Here is an 18,005-nt window from a genome sequence, read left to right as displayed (position 1 = left end):
AGACTGGCGAAATGGCCGTCGATGAACGATCACTGACCAGCCGGGACTTCCCGGTGCGCTGGCCCGTCCTCACCCGGTGGACGGACAACGACATGTTCGGCCATCTCAACAACGCGGTCTACTACGAGCTGTTCGACACCGCGATCAACGCGTGGATCAACACCAGCGCCGACGTCGACCCCGTCACCGCGCCGTGGCTGGGCGTGGTCGCCGAGTCGGGGTGCCGGTACTTCGCCGAGCTGGCCTTCCCCGACCCCCTCGTGGTGGGACTGGCCGTCACCAGGCTGGGGACGAGCAGCGTCACCTATCGGCTGTCGGTCTTCGCGCCCGGCGCCGACGCCGCACCCGTTGCCGCCGTGGGTCACTGGGTGCACGTGTACGTCGACCGGACCACCCGACGCCCCGTTCCGATCCCGGACGCGATCCGGGCGCTGTTGGCGGGGGCGGTGGTGGACTGACGGTGGCCACATCGGCCACATCAGTCACTGCAAGCTGCGGCCCACTCGACCGCGCGATGTTCCACCTGACGAGCGAATTGCTGCTCGACTCCGGTCGCGAACCCGTCAATTCGCTGACCAGATGGGACAACCGCCGGTCGGTTGCCGCGCCTCGGCCAGTGACTGGCGTTACCGATGTGACTCAGTCCCGCTCGGCGATACCCGGGCCGTCCAACCACTCCGAGATGGCCTTGACGGCATCCCCGAAGAAGATCTCGTACGGGCGGTCGGCCACGTAGCCGATGTGTGGGGTGGCCGTCACGTTGGCCATCGTGCGCAGCGGATGACCGGCCGGCAGCGGTTCGGTGTCGAAGACGTCCAGACCCGCGCCCGCGATCGCCCCCGAACGCAGCGCATCGATCAGCGCGCCCTCGTCGACGATCGGCCCGCGTGACGTATTGATCAGCAGCGCAGTCGGTTTCATCGCGGCCAGCTCCGCGGCGCCGATCAAGTCGCGCGTGCGCTCGCTCAACTTGAGGTGCACGGTCAGCACGTCGGCCGAGGCGAAGAACTCGTCGCGCGGCAGGTAGCGGACCCCCTCCGCCTCGGCTGCATCCGGCGTCAGGTTCTGACTCCACGCCACCACGTCCATGCCGAAGGCCGCGCCGATCCGTGCCACCCGCGTCCCGATACGGCCTAGGCCCAGCACGCCGAGCACCCGGCGATCCAGTTCGCGTCCGACCGCCGTCTGCCATAGCCCCTGAGCCACCGCCTGCCGCTCGGCGACCAGGTGTCGCGACGTCGCCAGGATCAGCGCCCAGGTCAGTTCCACTGTCGATGCCACCGATCCGCCGGTGGTGCCGACGTAGATGCCCAGTTCCTCGGCGGCGGCCATGTCGATCGACGCGTTGAACGGACCGGTCGAGGCGATCATCCGCAGCCGCGGCAGAACTTCGAGGACGTTGCGCGGCAACGGGGTTCGCTCGCGCATCACCATCACCGCGTCGAACGGGGCGAGCCTGTCGACCAGTTCTCCCGCGTCGGCGACGTGGTCGGTGAAGACGGTGACGTCGGCGCGCGTCGTGACCGGCGACCAGTCGGCCATGCTCAGGGCGACGTTCTGGTAGTCGTCGAGGACGGCGACCCGGATGCGTGTGCTCACCGGAGTCATCGTGGCACGCGCCGATATGCTCGCCCGATGCCCATCGTGAGCAAGACCGTCGAGGTGTCGGCGTCGGCCGAGACGATCATGGCGATCGTCGCCGACTTCGAGGCCTACTCCCAGTGGAACGAAGAGATCAAGGGCTGCTGGATCCTGGCCCGCTACGACGACGGCAGGCCCAGCCAGCTGCGTCTGGACACGTCCGTGCAGGGCATGGACGGCATGTACATCCAGGCCGTCTACTACCCGGGGCCCAATCAGATCCAGACGGTCATGCAGCAGGGCGAGCACTTCGCCAAGCAGGAGCAGCTGTTCTCGGTCGTCGAGATGGGACCCACGACGCTGCTCACCGTCGACATGGACGTCGAGACCACGATGCCGGTGCCCGCGATGATGGTGAAGAAGGTCGTCAACGACGCACTCGACCACCTGGCAGGCAACCTGAAGGCCCGCGCGGAGCAGCTGGCCGCAGGCTGACGATCAGGTCCAGAGGCCCAGCTCGTCGAGGCGCGCGGTGAGACGCCGTGCCCCGTCGTCGAATTGGTCGCGGGTGAGCTGGACGGCCGCCGCGGCGTCGCGACGGCGCAGCGCGGCGATCAGCTGTCGATGGTTCGCCATGGCGACCTTGCCCCACTGCCGATCGTCGGCGTAGATCCGCGACGGCAGGTACCGCGTCGCGTGCAGCAGGAACCACGCGAGCTTGGTTCGGCCCGCCGCCAGGTTCACCGCCCGCCGGAACGCGAACTCCGCGCTCGCGAGCGCCTCGACGTCCTGGTCCTCGATCGCGGCAGCCACCTCGTCGGCCAGCCGCTCGAGTTCGTCGATCTGGTCATCCGTGATGCGTTCGGCCGCCGAGCGCACCAGCTGCATGGCGATCGTCGCCTGCAGCCAGAACAGATCCTCGATGTCGCCCCGGGAGAACGGCGAGACGACGTGGCCGCGGTGGGGTTCGAGCTGCACCATGCCCTCGCCGCGCAGCGTGCGCAGCGCCTCGCGCACCGGGGTGATGCTGACGCCCAGTTCGGCGGCCGTCTCGTCCAGGCGAATGAAGGTGCCAGGGCGCAGCGCACCGGACATGATGCCCGCGCGCAGATGGGAGGCGACCTCGTCGGACAGCTGCTCGCGACGTACCGAGCGTGACTTCGCCGGTCGCTCTGCGGTCGGTGCCTTCACGGCGCGCTCCATCTCGATGCCATCGGTCGGGCCGCTCACCCGTGACGGGGTTGTTACGCAGCGGTCGAGACCTTAGTGTGACCCGGGCAACATCATGTTTGATCAAATATCAACGACATGCAACTCCAACCAGTGACAGGGAGCGCCCCACAGTTGACGGCCTCGCCAACGTCTTCACCACCTTCGGCCCCTGGTCAGGCCGTCGCACAGCCGTACCTGGCTCGCAGGCACAACTGGATGAACCAGCTCGCCCGCCACGCATTGATGCAGCCCGACGACACGGCGCTGCGCTTCCTCGGCCGCACCACCACCTGGGCCGAACTCGACCGGCGGGTCACCGCACTGGCGGGCGCCCTCGGCCGACGGGGCATCGGGTTCGGCGACCGCGTGCTGATCCTCATGCTCAACCGCACCGAGTACGTCGAGTCCTTCCTGGCGGCGAACCTGCTGGGCGCCATCGCCGTCCCCGTCAACTTCCGGATGACCCCGCCCGAGATCGCCTACCTGGTCGGTGACTGCGAGGCGCGGATCGTCATCACGGAGTCCGTCCTGGCCGGCGTCGCCACCGCGGTACGCGCTCTCGACTCCACGCTGGCCACGGTCATCGTCGCGGGCGGCGCGACCGACGACGGCGTGCTGGGCTACGACGACCTGATCGCCGAGGACGGGCCACCGCCAGAACCGGTCGACGTCCCCAACGACTCACCCGCGCTGATCATGTACACGTCCGGGACCACGGGACGGCCCAAGGGCGCCGTCCTCACCCACACCAACATCGCCGTCCAAGGCGCGAGCAGCCTGTTCACGATCGGCGCGGACCTCAACAACGACGTCGGCTTCGTCGGCGTCCCGCTCTTCCACATCGCGGGCATCGGCAACATGATCAGCGGCCTCACCCTCGGCAGGCCCACGGTGCTGTACCCGCTGGGAGCGTTCGACCCCGACGGCCTGCTCGGCGTCCTCGAGGCCGAGAAGGTGACCGCGATCTTCCTCGTGCCCGCCCAGTGGCAGGCCGTCTGCGCGGCGCAGCAGGCGCACCCGCGGAACCTGCGGCTGCGCGCTCTGTCGTGGGGGGCGGCTCCCGCCTCGGACACCCTGCTGCGCGACATGGCGGCCACGTTTCCGGGCGCCGAGATCTTTGCCGCGTTCGGTCAGACGGAGATGTCGCCGGTGACGTGCATGTTGCTGAGCGACGACGCCATCCGCAAGCTCGGCTCGGTCGGCAGGGTGATCCCCACGGTCGCGGCCCGCGTCGTCGACGAGGACATGAACGACGTGCCCGACGGCGAGGTCGGCGAGATCGTCTATCGCGCACCGACGTTGATGGCCGGCTATTGGAACAACCCCGAGGCGACGGCCGAGGCGTTCCACGGCGGCTGGTTCCACTCCGGCGACCTGGTGCGCCGCGACGACGAGGGCTACATCTGGGTGGTCGACCGCAAGAAGGACATGATCATCTCCGGCGGCGAGAACATCTACTGCGCCGAGGTCGAGAACGTGCTGGCCGCCCATCCGGCGATCGCGGAGGTGGCCGTGATCGGCCGTCCCGACGAACGCTGGGGTGAGATCCCGGTGGCCGTCGTCGCGCTCGGTGCGGCCGCACCACCGGATCTGACGGTGGCGGATCTCGACGACTTCCTCACCGAACGGCTGGCCCGCTACAAGCACCCCAAGGCCGTCGAGGTGGTCGAGGCGCTGCCTCGCAACCCCGCTGGCAAAGTATTGAAGACCGAACTCAGGACGCGCTTCGGGGCGGCCGGTTCCATTGACGCTGGCGAAAGTACAAGCGCGTCAACGCATTCGACGACGAGCCCGAAGGGCTGACCTGTGACGATGAGTTTGCCGAGCGCACGAATCTCAAGTTTGCCGATGCGGTGCGACGCCACTCCGGCATCGGGTACTCTCCTGTGGTCCGCCTTACTACCAACCAGTAGGGAGAGGGCGATCACAGGTTCGGGGCAGGAACGAGGAGGGCGAGTGCGACGGGTTGCATCGGTCCGCCGCAGCGGCCACGGCTGCGTTGACGCAGCATTGAAGGCCCATTCGTGACGGCGTCGTCTCCGGGCCTGGTCGGTTACGTCCGCGACCAGGTCAGGCCAGGACTGACCGCTGTCGGCGGCTTCGTCAAGATGTGCGTGCTGACGGCCAAGGCCACGTTCCGCGGACCATTCCAATGGCGCGAGTTCATCCTGCAGGGCTGGTTCCTGATGACGGTGGCGTTCCTGCCCACCATCGCGGTCGCCATCCCGCTGACGGTCCTCATCATCTTCACGCTGAACATCCTGCTCGCCGAGTTCGGTGCCGCCGACATCTCGGGCGCCGGAGCAGCACTCGGAGCGGTTACCCAGCTCGGTCCGCTGGTAACCGTGCTCGTCGTCGCCGGTGCCGGATCGACCGCCATCTGCGCTGACATCGGCGCGCGCACCATCCGCGAGGAGATCGACGCCCTCGAGGTGCTCGGCATCGACCCGATTCAGCGTCTGGTCGTCCCGCGCGTGCTGGCCTCGACGTTCGTCGCCTTCCTCCTCAACGGCGCCGTCATCACGATCGGTCTCGTCGGCGGCTTCGTCTTCGGCGTGTACATACAGAACATCTCGGCCGGCGCCTACGTCTCGACGCTGACGTTGGTCACCGGCCTACCCGAGGTCCTCATCTCCGTCGTCAAGGCCCTGACCTTCGGGCTCATAGCCGGCCTCGTCGGCTGTTATCGCGGCCTGACGGTGTCCGGTGGCGCCAAGGGCGTGGGTACCGCGGTCAACGAGACGCTGGTCCTCTGCGTCATCGCCCTCTTCGCCGTGAACGTGGTCCTGACCACGATCGGCGTTCGATTCGGAACGGGGGGCTGACGTGTCCACATCAGCAGTCCTGCGGCAGCGCTTCCCCAGAGCGATCCCGCGGGCCACGAGGCTCGCCAGTGCGCCCGCCCGCGGCCTGGACAGCGTCGGCCACGTCGCGTGGTTCATCGTCACCGCCGTCGGATCCATCGGGCACGCGGTGCGCTACTACCGCAAGGAGATGCTGCGGCTCATCGCCGAGATCGGCATGGGCACCGGCGCCATGGCCGTCATCGGCGGCACCGTTGCCATCGTCGGCTTCGTCACCCTCTCGGGCGGTTCGCTGATCGCCATTCAGGGCTTCGCATCGCTTGGCAACATCGGCGTCGAGGCCTTCACCGGCTTCTTCGCCGCGCTGGTCAACGTCCGCATCGCCGCACCGGTCGTCGCGGGCCAGGCATTGGCCGCGACCGTCGGTGCCGGCGCGACCGCCGAACTCGGCGCCATGCGTATCAGCGAGGAGATCGACGCGCTCGAGGTCATGGGCATCAAGTCGATCAGCTACCTGGTGTCGACGCGCATCATGGCCGGCTTCGTCGTGATCATCCCGCTGTACGCGATGGCGATCATCATGTCGTTCCTGTCGGCGCAGGTGACCACGACGCTGTTCTACGGACAGTCGACCGGCACCTACGAGCATTACTTCCGAACGTTCCTACGACCAGACGACGTCGCCTGGTCGTTCGTGCAGGCGATCATCATCTCGGTCATCGTGATGCTCAACCACTGCTACTACGGCTTCTACGCCAGCGGCGGCCCGGTCGGCGTCGGCGAGGCCGTCGGCCGCTCGATGCGCGCCTCCCTGATCGCGATCGTCCTCGTCGTCCTGTTCGCATCGTTGGCGCTGTACGGCACCGACGCCAACTTCAACCTCACGGTGTAGCGACATGACCAGACCTGATCAAGTTGAGTCCGAGGTCAACAAGCCCCGGACGCCGCCGTACAAGTTGGCCGGCCTGGTGCTGCTGGTCGTGGCCGCAGTCGTCGTCAGCCTGGTGTGGGTGCAGTTCCGCGGCGGGTTCGCCGACCCCGAACGGCTGACGATGATCTCGTCGCGCTCGGGACTGGCGATGGACCCCGGCTCGAAGGTCACCTACAACGGTGTCGAGATCGGCCGGGTCACCGAGGTCGAAGCGGTCGACGTGGGCGGCGAGCCCAGGGCCAAGGTCCTGCTCGACGTCAACAGGCAGTTCCTGAACATGATCCCCGCCAACGTCGAGGCAGACATCCAGGCCAGCACCGTGTTCGGCAACAAGTACATCGCGTTCTCCTCGCCGGCGGACCCCAGCCCCGAGCGGGTGAGCGGCTCCACCCCGATCGACGCGTCGACGGTCACCACCGAGTTCAACACCCTCTTCGAGACCGTGGTCGAGGTGACCAAGCAGGTCGACCCGATCAAGCTCAACCAGACCCTGACTGCGACCGCCCAGGCGCTCGACGGTCTCGGCGACCGGTTCGGACAGTCGATCGAGACCGGCAACGAACTCCTCGCCGACCTCAACCCGCGGATGCCGCAGCTGCGCCGCGACTTCCAGGGACTCACCGGCTTCGCCGACATCTACGCCGATGCCGCACCGGATCTGTTCGACGGCCTCGAGAACGCGGTGACCACCGCCCGGACGCTCAACGAGCAGCGCGGAAACCTCGACCAGGCACTGATGGGTGCCGTCGGATTCGGCAACACCGGTGGCGACGTCTTCGAGCGCGGCGGACCGTACCTGCAGCGCGGCATCCAGGACCTGCTGCCGACCTCGGCACTGCTCGACGAGTACAGCCCCGCGCTGTTCTGCACGATCCGCAACTTCCACGACGTCGAGCCCAAGGCCCGCGCGGCCTTCGGCGGCGGCAACGGCTACTCGCTGAACACCCGCACCTCGATCATCGGTGCCGCGAACCCGTACGTGTTCCCCGACAACCTCCCTCGCGTCAACGCGAGCGGCGGACCCGAGGGACGCCCCGGCTGCTGGCAGCCCGTGACCCGTGATCTGTGGCCCGCGCCGTACCTGGTGATGGACACCGGCGCCAGCATCGCGCCCTACAACCACTTCGAACTGGGTCAGCCCATCGCGATCGAGTACGTCTGGGGTCGCCAGATCGGGGAGAACACGATCAACCCATGAAAATCACCGGTACAGCGATCAAGCTCGGCGCCATGTCCCTGGTGCTGCTCATGTTCACCGCGCTCATCATCGTGGTGTTCGGGCAGATGCGGTTCGACCGCACCACCGGCTACACGGCCGTCTTCAAGAACGCCAGCGGCCTGCGCCCCGGCCAGTTCGTCCGCGCCTCCGGCGTGGAGGTCGGCAAGGTCTCCGAAGTCGAGCTGCTTCCCGGCGGCGACCGGGTCGAGGTGCACTTCGACGTGGACCGCACCCTGCCGCTGTTCCAGGGCAGCACTGCCTCGGTCCGCTACCTCAACCTGATTGGTGACCGCTACCTCGAGCTCAAGCGCGGGGACGATCAGACCCGCCTGCCCGGTGGCGGCACCATCCCGATCGAGCGCACCGAGCCCGCACTGGATCTCGATGCCCTCATCGGCGGATTCCGCCCGCTGTTCCGGTCGCTGGATCCGGACAAGGTCAACAACATCGCCCAGTCGGTCATCACGATCTTCCAGGGCCAGGGCGGCACCATCAACGACATCCTCGACCAGACCGCCCAGCTGACCTCGGCCATCGCCGACAGGGATCAGGCGATCGGCGAGGTGGTGCGCAATCTCAACACCGTGCTCGACACCACCATCAAGCACCAGCAGCAGTTCGACGAGACGATTCAGAACTTCGAGAAGTTGGTGACGGGACTGAAGAACCGGGCCGACCCGATCGCAGAAGGGGTTGCCGAGATCAGCAACGCCGCAGGCACCATCTCCGATCTGCTGGCCGACAACCGGCCGCTACTACGGGACACGGTCAACTACCTCGACGTCATCCAGCAGCCGCTGGTCGACCAGAAGGCCGAACTCAACGACCTGCTGGTGAAGTTCCCCCAGGCCGTTCGAATTCTCGGCAGGTCCGGCGGGATCTACGGCGACTTCTTCAACTTCTACGTGTGCGACATATCGCTGATCCTGAACGGCCTCCAGCCCGGCGGTCCGGTTCGAACGGTCAAGGTGACCAGCCAGCCAACGGGTAGGTGCACGCCGAAATGAGAACTCTCGAGGGCGACAACCGGATTCGCAACGGGATGATGGGCATCCTCATCCTGCTGCTGGTGATCGGCGTGGGGCAGAGCTTCGCCAGTGTGCCGATGATCTTCGCGCAGCCGGTCTACTACGCGCAGTTCGCCGACACCGGCGGCATCAACCCGGGTGACAAGGTGCGCATCGCTGGCGTCGACGTCGGCGAGGTCCGCAAGGCGGACATCGAAGGCGACAAGGTCGTGATCGGCTACACGCTGAACGGCACGAAGATCGGCACCGACAGCCGCGCAGCGATTCGCACCGACACCATCCTGGGCCGCAAGAACCTGGAGATCATCCCGCGCGGATCGACTGCGCTGAAGGCCAACGGCGTTCTGCCGCTTGGCCAGACGACGACGCCGTACCAGATCTACGACGCGTTCTCGGACTTGACGAAGGCCGCTTCCGGGTGGGACACCACCACGGTCAAGGAGTCGCTGAACGTCCTGTCGGAGACCATCGATCAGACCTACCCGCACCTGAGTGCAGCACTCGACGGGGTGGCCCGGTTCTCGGACACGATCGGCAAGCGCGACGAGGACATCAAGAAGCTCCTCGCCAACGCCAACAAGATCGCCGGCGTGCTCGGCAACCGCAGCGGTCAGATCAACGATCTGTTCGTCAATGCGCAGACCCTGCTCGGCGAGATCAACCAGCGCAACGCGGCGGTCGATGCACTGCTCGCCAGGGTCTCGGCCTTTTCCCAGCAGGTGGCCGGCTTCACCAAGGACAACCCGAACATCAATCGGGTGCTCGAGCAGCTGCGCACGATCAGCGACGTGCTGGTCGAGCGCAAGTTCGACCTGATGGACGTGCTGAGCAACGTCAGCAAGGTCGCAACGGCGCTCGGTGAAGCAGTGGCCTCTGGCCCGTACTTCAAGGTGATCGTGATCAACATCCTGCCGTACCAGATCATTCAGCCCTGGGTCGACGCCGCCTTCAAGAAGCGCGGCATCAACCCGGAGGAGTTCTGGCGCAACGCGGGTCTGCCCGAGTTCCGGTTCCCGGATCCCAACGGTCAGCGCTTCGACAACGGTGCACCGCCGCCCGCGCCGACGCCGCTCGAGGGCACTGCCGAGAACCCCGGCCCTGCCGTCATCGCGGGCTCGCCGTGCTCGTACGCACCTGCGGCGGGCAACTTCCCGACGCCGGGCAATCCGCTGCCGTGCACGCAGGCCGAGAACGGACCGTTCGGGCCGAACCCGTACGGCTCCAATAACTATGGCCCGCCGAACGTGATCGGACTGCCGCCGAACCCGAACGCGCCGCCGCCGGCGCCCGGCGTTCCCAGCTCGGCCTTCCCCGGCCAGTTCGCACCGCCCGTCCAGGGCGTGCCGCCCGCGCCGTTCGCACCCGGTCCGCCCGGGGCGCGCACGGTGCCGGTCACACCCGGCCCGTCCGACCCCTACATCCCGCCGGGCTTCCTGCAGGGTGACGGCACGTCGCCGCCACCGCCCGCACTGACGGGTCCGCCGCCACCGCCTGGGCCGGGACAGCAACTCCCGCCCGTAGGCACGCCACCACTACCGGGCAACCCGCCGTTCCTGCCGCCCGGTCAGCAACAGGGATAGGAGGCCTTCGAGATGTCGACGATCTTCAACGTCCGGAACCTGAAGGTGCCTTCCCTGTCGAAGGCATCGGTGATCCTCGGAACCATCGTCATCGTGCTGGCGATCGTGCTCGCGTTCGTCGGGTGGAATCTGTACAAGCGGCTGACCAACAACACGGTGGTCGCCTACTTCCCCCAGACGCTGGCGCTCTACCCCGGTGACAAGGTCCAGATCATGGGCGTGCGGGTCGGCTCGATCGACGAGATCGAACCGGCAGGCGACCGGATGAAGGTCACCTTCACCTACGAGAGCAAGTACAAGGTCCCGGCCGACGCCAGCGCGTCGATCCTGAACCCGAGCCTCGTCGCGTCGCGCGCCATCCAGCTGTCCCCGCCCTACACCGGCGGTCCAGAGATGGAGAACGACGCCGTCATCCCGATCGAGCGCACCCAGGTGCCGGTCGAGTACGACGAACTCCGCGACTCCCTGGACCGGCTCCTCACCGACCTCGGCCCCACGCCCGAGCAGCCCATGGGCCCGATCGGCGACGTCGTCGACTCGTTCGCCGACGGGCTGGCAGGCAAGGGCCAGGAGGTCAACCGGACGCTGACCAACCTGTCCGAGGCGCTGTCCACCCTCAACCAGGGCCGCGGCGACTTCTTCGCAGTCGTGAAGAGCCTCGCGATGTTCGTCAACGCACTGCATCGCAGCGACCAGCAGTTCGTCGCGCTGAACAACGATCTGGCGCAGGTCACGAACTCGTTCTCCAACGGCGACCAAGAGGTGGCCAACGCCATCCGCGACCTCAACGTGCTGTTCACCAACACGCGCGAGTTCTTCGACGAGAACGGTGAGGTCCTCGGAGCCGACATCGGCAACCTCGCCGAGGTCACCAACGCGATCCTGCAGCCCGACGTCTTCAAGGGACTCGAGACCGGGTTCCACGTCTTCCCGACGCTCGCGGTGAATGCGCTCAACATCGCGCCGCCCGTGCCCGGTGGCGTCACCAGCATCCCGGTCATCGGCAACTTCGCCAACCCGATGGAGTTCATCTGCAGCTCCATTCAGGCGGGCAGCCGGCTCGGCTACCAGGAGTCCGCGGAACTGTGCGCGCAGTACCTGGCGCCGATCCTCGACGCGATCAAGTTCAACTACCTGCCGTTCGGCCTGAACCAGTTCAGCTCCGCGCTGACGCTGCCGAAGCAGATCGCGTACTCCGAGCCGCGCCTGCAGCCGCCGCCCGGATACAAGGACACGACCGTGCCCGGCATCTTCTCGCGGGACACGCTGTTCTCGCACGGCAACCACGAGCCCGGCTGGGTGGTCGCACCCGGAATGCAGGGCACCGAGGTGCAGCCGTTCACCGCGAACATGCTGACGCCGGACTCGCTCGCCGCGTTGATGGGTGGCCCCGACATCGCGCCGCCGGTCGCTCCGCCTGCGTTCGGCACGACGCGCAACGGCAACCTGCCCGGTCCGCCCAACGCGTTCAGCGAGAACACCCCGCTGCCGCCCCCGTGGTACCCGCAGCCGGGTCCCCCGCCTGCACCGGCACCGGGTGTCACGCCCGGCAATCCGCTGGCGGCGATCTCGGCTCCGGCCGCACCAGGCCCGGGCCCCGGGCCGGGACCGGCGCCGGCACCGGGTCCCGCACCGTCGGGTCCGTTGTTCCCGGCTGAAGCAGGAGGCGGGCGATGAGCGTCCTGAAAGGCATGAAGCGCAAGAAGCCCGCGGGCTCGAAGTTGGTGCGGCTGGCGAAGCGCACCGGCGTGCTGTCGGTCGCGGCGGTCGTGCTGACCTCCTGCGGTTGGCAGGGCATCGCCAACGTCCCGCTGCCCGGTGGTCCCAGCACCGGCGGCAAGAAGATGACGATCTACGTCCAGATGCCGGACACGCTGGCGCTCAACGTGAACAGCCGGGTCCGGGTGGCCGACGTCTTCGTCGGCAGCGTGCGCTCCATCGAGTTGAAGAACTGGGTGGCGACGCTGACGCTGGACGTCGCGCCGAACGTGGATCTGCCGGAGAACACCCTGGCCGCGATCGGTCAGACCAGCCTCCTCGGTAGCCAGCACATTCAGCTCGATCCGCCGCCGGATCCGCAGGGGACGCTGAAGAACGGCGACACCATCCCGCTCGACCGGGCGTCGGCGTTCCCCACCACGGAGCGGACGCTGGCCAGCATCGGCACGATCCTCACCGGTGGCGGCATCCCGAACCTGGAGGTCATCCAGACCGAGCTGGACAACATGCTGTCCGGGCGCGGCGACCAGATCCGGGAGTTCCTCAACCGGCTCGACACGTTCACCGCCGAACTCAACGAGCAGCGTCAGGACATCACCCGGGCCATCGACTCGACGAACCGCCTGCTGGCGATCGTCGCCCAGCGCAACGACACGCTGGATCGGGTGCTCACCGAGTTCCCGCCGTTGATCCAGCACTTCGCCGAGACGCGTGATCTGTTCGCAGACGCCGTGACGTCGCTTGGCCGGATCAGCAAGGCCGCCGACGACGCGCTCGCGCCGATCAGCGACGACCTGAACACCAACCTCCGCGATCTGCAACGGCCGCTAAAGCAGTTGGGCAAGGCGTCGCCGTACCTGATCGGTGCGCTGAAGTTCATGCTGACCGCGCCGTTCCCGATCGAGTCGACCGACAAGGCGGTCCGCGGCGACTACATCAACGTGTCGCTCAACGTGGATCTGACCCTGTCGTCCATCGACAACGGCATTCTGACCGGGACCGGCATCTCCGGCATGCTCCGTGCGCTGGAGCAGTCGTGGGGTCGTGATCCGAACACGATGATCCCGGACGTCCGCTTCACACCCAACCCGCACAACGTGCCGGGTGGGCCGCTTGTCGAGAGGGGTGAGTGAGCAGTGCTGACGCGGTTCATCAGGATCCAGCTGATCCTGTTCACGATCCTCACGCTCATCGCGCTCATCGTGCTGGGCTGGTACTACCTGCGCATCCCGAGCCTGGTGGGCATCGGTCAGTACGAGCTGAAGGCCGACCTGCCGCGGTCGGGCGGTCTGTACGCCACGGCGAACGTGACCTACCGAGGCACCGAGATCGGCAAGGTCACCGAGGTGGTGCCGACCGACAACGGCGCCAGGGCCACGATGAGCATCGACAGCCAGTACAAGATCCCGGTCGACGCCTCGGCGAACGTGCACTCGGTGTCCGCCATCGGTGAGCAGTACCTGGACCTGGTCTCCACCGACGATCCGGGTCAGTACCTGGCCAACGGGGCGACCATCACCAAGAGCACGGTCCCCAGCGAGGTCGGCCCAGCACTCGACGCCGCCAATCGGGGCCTCGCGGTGTTGCCGAAGGAGAAGATCGACTCGCTGCTCACCGAGACCTCGCTGGCCGTCGGCGGGCTCGGACCGTCACTGCAGCGCCTGGTCGACTCGACGAACAACATCGCCCAGGGGTTGAAGGACAACCTGCCCGAGGTCAACGACATCATCGACAACACGGCCCCGATCCTGGAAAGCCAGGTGCAGTCGGGTGACGCGATCGCACAGTGGACGAGCAACCTCGACGTCATCGCGGCGCAGGCAGCCCAGCAGGATCAGGCGTTGCGCTCGGGCCTGCAGCAGGCCGGACCGACCGCCGATGAGGTCAGTGCGTTCTTCACCGACGTGAAGGACTCGCTGCCGCAGACGCTGGCCAACCTCGCCGTCGTCATCGATCTGCTGAAGAAGCAGAACAAGGGCGTCGAGCAGCTCCTGGTGGCGTTCCCGCAGGCGGCAGCTGTCGGCCAGATGGGCACGATCTACGAGGGCCAAGCATTGCTGCCGCTGGCGCTGTCGATCAACCAGCCGCCACCGTGCTATACAGGGTTTCTGCCCGCGGCCGAGTGGCGGTCACCGGCCGACACGAGGACCGCGCCGATCCCGGACAACGTGTACTGCAAGATTCCCAAGGACACCCAGGGCAACGTCGTTCGTGGTGCCCGCAACTACCCGTGCCAGGAGGTTCCCGGCAAGCGGGCCGCGACCCCCACCGAGTGCCGCAGCAACGAGCCCTACGTCCCGGCGGGCACCAACCCGTGGTACGGGGACCCGAACCAGATCGTCACCTGCCCGGCTCCTGCCGCGCGGTGCGATCAGCCGGTGAAGCCGGGTTACGTGATCCCGGCGCCGACGGTCAACAACGGCACCAATCCGCTGCCCGCCAACCAGTTGCCTCCGCCGCAGTCGCAGACTCCGACGAGTGACCCGCTCACGGCCCCTGGCCAGGGCAGCGTCACCTGCAGCGGTCAGCAACCCAACCCGTGCATCTACACTCCGGGATCAGGTCCGACCGCGGTCTACAACCCGTCCAGCGGTGAGGTCACCGGACCCGACGGTGTCAGGTACTCCGTCGACAACTCGAGCAACCCAGGAGACAACGGATGGAAGGAGATGCTGGCGCCCGCCGGCTGAACCCCACCGATGAGCAGGACAGCCTTGACCAGCCGTTGACGGATCCCACCGACACCCCGTCCGAGCAGGACGATGCGCCGGTCGAGGGGTATCGCGAGTCCGACGTCACCCCGCGCCGAGCCGAGAAGCTCGGGCGTGGGTGGGTCGCCTCCATCGCCGCCGTGTTGCTACTGGCGGCCGCAGGCGTCGGCGTCGGCGGTTACCTGGCGCTCAAGTCGCACGATCAGAGCGAGGCGTTGGCGCGCGCGGAGAACGAGGCCGTCGCCGCCGCGAAGGACTGCGTGGCAGCCACCCAGGCGCCGGACACCGCCATCATGAGCGCCAGCCAGGCGAAGATCATCAACTGTTCGACCGGTGACTTCGGCGCGCAGGCCGCTCTCTACAGCGGTGTGCTCGCCGACGCCTACCAGGCTGGGAACGTGAAGGTGCAGGTCACCGAGATGCGCACCGCCGTCGAGGGCCACAACGACGACGGAACGGTCGACGTGATGGTCGCGATGCGCATCAAGGTCAGCAATCTGGAGGTTTCGGACCAGGAGCAGGGCTACCGCCTGCGCGCGCAGATGGCTCCGGAGGACGGCACCTACAAGATCTCCAAGCTGGAGCAGGTCACGTCGTGACTGCAGTACTCGAGACCCCACCGAACGCGAACCCCGAGGCCACCGTTCGGTACCCGAGTTGGGCAGCGCGCGCGGGTGCGCTGGCGATCGACGTGCTGCCCGCCGTCGCCGTCATCACGACCATGGCGCTGCTGGCGATCACGACGCCACAGTGGGGACCGCTGTGGTGGGTGTTCACCGTCACGGCCGTACTCGCGTTCCTCGCGATGGTCGTCAACCGCTGGGTGCTGCCGCCGCTGACCGGGTGGAGCCTGGGCCGCGCCGTCTTCGGAATCCGGATCGTGACGGGCGGTGACGTCCCCGCGGGTACGGCTCGCCTGGTGCTGCGCGACGTCGCGCACCTGCTCGACACGATCAGCCTGTTCATCGGCTGGCTCTGGCCACTGTGGGATGCCAAGAAGCGGACCTTCGCGGATCTGCTGCTGCGCACCGAAGCCCGATTGGTGGGAGCCCCCGGCGCCGGCGTGCGTCGACGTGCCGGGGTGGCGTGCCTGGTGGCGGCGCTGCTCTGCGTCGCGGGCGGTGGACTCGGGTACCAGTTCGAGTACCGGCAGGAGCGCGCCGTCGAGACCGCGCGCGACCAGATCGCCGAGCAGGGCCCCCGTATCGTCGAGCAGATGCTGAGCTACGGCGCCGCGACCATGAAGGAGGACTTCGCCCGGTCGCAGGCACTGACCACCGACGCCTACCGTCCGCAGCTCGTCGCGCAGCAGCAGGTGGTCGAGAAGGGCCAAGCCACGAGCAACGAGTACTGGGCGACCAACAGTGCGGTGCTGTCTGCGTCGCAGAACCAGGGCGCACTGCTCGTCGCACTGCAGGGGCAGCGCGGCACGGACCCCAAGGCGCTCAAGTTCATCTCGGCGACGGTGCGGGTCGACTTCGACAAGCTCGACGGTCAGTGGCGCGTCGCCAACCTCACCGTCTTGAAGAAGCCCGGCATGGACGAGGCGGGCGGATGAGCCCGCGCCGCAAAGTCGATGCCGCTGAACGCGATTACTTCTCCGCGCCCGTCGCGGCGCCGAAGGCCCCGGTGCGGTGGGGTCTCCCGCTGACCGCCGTGCTGTCGGCCCTGCTCGCGATCCTCGCCATCGCCGGAAGCATCTACATGGTGGTGGGCCACGAGAGTGGCCGTCGCACCGAGCTGCGCGACGCCGCCGCGCTGGACTACGTGCGCGGCTTCATGGTTCGGTACACCTCGCTGGACCCGTTCAACGCGAACAAGTACGCCGAGGACATCGCCGCGCAGGCCACCGGCGAGTTCGCGACGTCGTTCAAGCAGCGGGCGAACGAGATCGTCATCCAGGTGGCACGGGCCGAGCCCACCAGCGGCATCGTCCTGGAAGCCGGCGTGCAACGGTGGAACGAGAACGGCAGTGCCGACGTACTGGTCGCCGCCAACGTGACCACACCGGGCCGTGACGGGCGGCCCACCGTCGAGAGCGCGAGCCGCTGGGTCGCCACGGCAATCGAGGAGGGAGAGCAGTGGAAGATCAGCAAGCTGGTCCAGGTGATCTGACCGCGGGCGCCGTTCCTCAGGGGAAGTCCGCGCGGCGACACCGGCTGCCACGACAGAAGCCGACGTCGACCGAGCCGATCACGGCGACGGATCCGGCTGACGAGAGCGACTCGGCGACAACCACATCCGAACATCTCGAGGACACGGTCGCCGATGAGACCGCCGCAGGCGACACCGCCGAAGCCGCAGAGGGTGACACTGCCGTCGGGGGTGACACTGCCGTCGAGGGTGACACTGCCGAGGACGCTCCCGCCGAAGAGGCGGCCGAACCTGGCGCAGTCGCCGACGCCGGTGTCAGCCCGCCCCAGAAGCGCCGATTCCCCTGGCGCCGAACGAAGTCCGTCGCGCCGGTCGCTGCGGCGCCGGCCGTCGTCGAACCAGCTGCAGTCGAACCGGCTGCGGTGGAGGGCGACGAGGCGCCCGCGCCCGCCGAAACCACCGTCACCGACGGCGTCGACGAACCCGCGGTCACCGACGGCTCCCTCGAACCCGACGCGGAAACGGCGACCGAGGACGCAACGGTCGACGGCACGGACCCCGGTGGCGACACCGAGCCCGAGCCGGAACCCGTCCTCGTACCGCACCGCAAGGCAGGCAAGAAGCTCAAGATCGCTGCCGTGGCGGCAGGCGTACTGTTCATCGGAGCCGCCGCCTTCGCCGGAGCCACGCTGCAGCCCTTCCTCGCCGACCGTGCCGAAGCGCACGTCAAGTTCGAGGTCGCCAAGATCTCGGCCGATGCCATCACGACGTTGTGGACCTATACGCCCGAGGACATGGACGCGCTTCCGGATCGCGCCGAGAGGTTCCTCGGCGGGGACTTCGCCAGCGACTACCGCCGGTACATCGACTCGATCGTCGAGCCGAACAAGCAGGCGCAGATCAGCAACAACACGCAGGTGATGGGTACGGCCGTGGAATCGCTCACGCCCACCGCGGCAACGGCGCTCGTCTTCACGAACTCGGTGGCAACTAGTCCGGTGACCAAGGGCATCCCGTCGCTGCGCTACCTGTCCTACCGGCTCGACCTCGAGAACCGCGACAACACGTGGCTGATCACCAGGATGACGGCGGTCACCTCGCTGGACCTGACCCCACGCCTCTAGCT

Annotated in this window: 17 protein-coding genes; 15 read left to right on the top strand and 2 right to left on the bottom strand. The window is 67.5% G+C overall.

The window, feature by feature from the left end; translation table 11 throughout:
• The first annotated feature begins 11 nt into the window (after positions 1-11).
• The gene (locus G6N61_RS17925) at positions 12-458 is read left to right on the top strand and encodes an acyl-CoA thioesterase (RefSeq protein WP_163919733.1); all 447 of its coding nucleotides are present in this window, start codon (positions 12-14) and stop codon (positions 456-458) included.
• Between the two features lie 181 nt (positions 459-639).
• On the opposite strand, the gene G6N61_RS17920 is transcribed toward G6N61_RS17925, so the two are convergent.
• Complete coding sequence (locus G6N61_RS17920; RefSeq protein WP_163919732.1) at positions 640-1,608, bottom strand: D-2-hydroxyacid dehydrogenase family protein; 969 nt, start codon at positions 1,606-1,608, stop codon at positions 640-642.
• Between the two features lie 27 nt (positions 1,609-1,635).
• Here G6N61_RS17920 and G6N61_RS17915 point away from each other — a divergent pair, with 27 nt between their 5' ends.
• Positions 1,636-2,076, top strand: coding sequence for an SRPBCC family protein (locus G6N61_RS17915; RefSeq protein ID WP_163919731.1), 441 nt, complete (start codon positions 1,636-1,638; stop codon positions 2,074-2,076).
• Between the two features lie 3 nt (positions 2,077-2,079).
• Here the strand turns inward: G6N61_RS17915 and G6N61_RS17910 are convergent, their stop codons facing one another.
• Complete coding sequence (locus G6N61_RS17910) at positions 2,080-2,772, bottom strand: GntR family transcriptional regulator (protein WP_235887168.1); 693 nt, start codon at positions 2,770-2,772, stop codon at positions 2,080-2,082.
• A gap of 117 nt (positions 2,773-2,889) precedes the next feature.
• Between G6N61_RS17910 and fadD5 the strand changes: the two genes are divergently transcribed.
• The 13 genes from fadD5 to G6N61_RS31250 all read left to right on the top strand — a co-directional run bounded on the left by fadD5 (position 2,890) and on the right by G6N61_RS31250 (position 18,003).
• Positions 2,890-4,596: a fatty-acid--CoA ligase FadD5 gene (gene fadD5 / locus G6N61_RS17905; RefSeq protein ID WP_163919730.1), complete on the top strand. Its 1,707-nt coding sequence runs from the start codon at positions 2,890-2,892 to the stop codon at positions 4,594-4,596.
• Positions 4,597-4,817: 221 nt separating this feature from the next.
• Entirely contained in the window at positions 4,818-5,618 is an 801-nt protein-coding gene (locus G6N61_RS17900; protein WP_163919729.1) for an MlaE family ABC transporter permease, read from the top strand.
• A 1-nt stretch (position 5,619) separates the two neighbouring features.
• The gene (locus tag G6N61_RS17895) at positions 5,620-6,489 is read left to right on the top strand and encodes an MlaE family ABC transporter permease (RefSeq protein ID WP_163919728.1); all 870 of its coding nucleotides are present in this window, start codon (positions 5,620-5,622) and stop codon (positions 6,487-6,489) included.
• A 4-nt stretch (positions 6,490-6,493) separates the two neighbouring features.
• Entirely contained in the window at positions 6,494-7,726 is a 1,233-nt protein-coding gene (locus G6N61_RS17890; RefSeq protein ID WP_163919727.1) for an MCE family protein, read from the top strand.
• Positions 7,723-8,754, top strand: coding sequence for a virulence factor Mce family protein (locus G6N61_RS17885; protein ID WP_163919726.1), 1,032 nt, complete (start codon positions 7,723-7,725; stop codon positions 8,752-8,754). Before G6N61_RS17890 ends, G6N61_RS17885 begins: the two co-directional genes overlap by 4 nt.
• On the top strand, positions 8,751-10,355 hold the full coding sequence (locus G6N61_RS17880; protein WP_163919725.1) for a virulence factor Mce family protein: 1,605 nt from the start codon (positions 8,751-8,753) through the stop codon (positions 10,353-10,355). The genes G6N61_RS17885 and G6N61_RS17880 overlap by 4 nt, the downstream gene beginning before the upstream one ends.
• 12 nt (positions 10,356-10,367) lie before the next feature.
• On the top strand, positions 10,368-12,032 hold the full coding sequence (locus G6N61_RS17875; protein ID WP_163919724.1) for a virulence factor Mce family protein: 1,665 nt from the start codon (positions 10,368-10,370) through the stop codon (positions 12,030-12,032).
• Positions 12,029-13,207, top strand: coding sequence for a virulence factor Mce family protein (locus tag G6N61_RS17870; protein WP_235887166.1), 1,179 nt, complete (start codon positions 12,029-12,031; stop codon positions 13,205-13,207). Before G6N61_RS17875 ends, G6N61_RS17870 begins: the two co-directional genes overlap by 4 nt.
• Positions 13,208-13,210: 3 nt before the next feature.
• Positions 13,211-14,764 carry an MCE family protein gene (locus G6N61_RS17865; protein WP_163919723.1) on the top strand — a complete coding sequence of 518 codons (1,554 nt, stop codon included), beginning with the start codon at positions 13,211-13,213 and terminating at the stop codon, positions 14,762-14,764.
• On the top strand, positions 14,734-15,384 hold the full coding sequence (locus tag G6N61_RS17860) for an Rv1363c family protein (RefSeq protein ID WP_163919722.1): 651 nt from the start codon (positions 14,734-14,736) through the stop codon (positions 15,382-15,384). Before G6N61_RS17865 ends, G6N61_RS17860 begins: the two co-directional genes overlap by 31 nt.
• Positions 15,381-16,343: an RDD family protein gene (locus G6N61_RS17855; RefSeq protein WP_163919721.1), complete on the top strand. Its 963-nt coding sequence runs from the start codon at positions 15,381-15,383 to the stop codon at positions 16,341-16,343. Before G6N61_RS17860 ends, G6N61_RS17855 begins: the two co-directional genes overlap by 4 nt.
• The gene (locus G6N61_RS17850) at positions 16,340-16,900 is read left to right on the top strand and encodes an Rv1363c family protein (protein ID WP_163919720.1); all 561 of its coding nucleotides are present in this window, start codon (positions 16,340-16,342) and stop codon (positions 16,898-16,900) included. Before G6N61_RS17855 ends, G6N61_RS17850 begins: the two co-directional genes overlap by 4 nt.
• Entirely contained in the window at positions 16,867-18,003 is a 1,137-nt protein-coding gene (locus tag G6N61_RS31250; protein ID WP_179973480.1) for a mammalian cell entry protein, read from the top strand. The genes G6N61_RS17850 and G6N61_RS31250 overlap by 34 nt, the downstream gene beginning before the upstream one ends.
• Positions 18,004-18,005: the final 2 nt, after the last annotated feature.

The organism is Mycolicibacterium arabiense, assembly GCF_010731815.2.
In the GTDB taxonomy this organism is placed as follows: domain Bacteria; phylum Actinomycetota; class Actinomycetes; order Mycobacteriales; family Mycobacteriaceae; genus Mycobacterium; species Mycobacterium arabiense.
The sequence above is the reverse complement of the archived record's forward strand: the minus strand, read 5'-3'. Positions and strand labels throughout refer to the sequence as shown.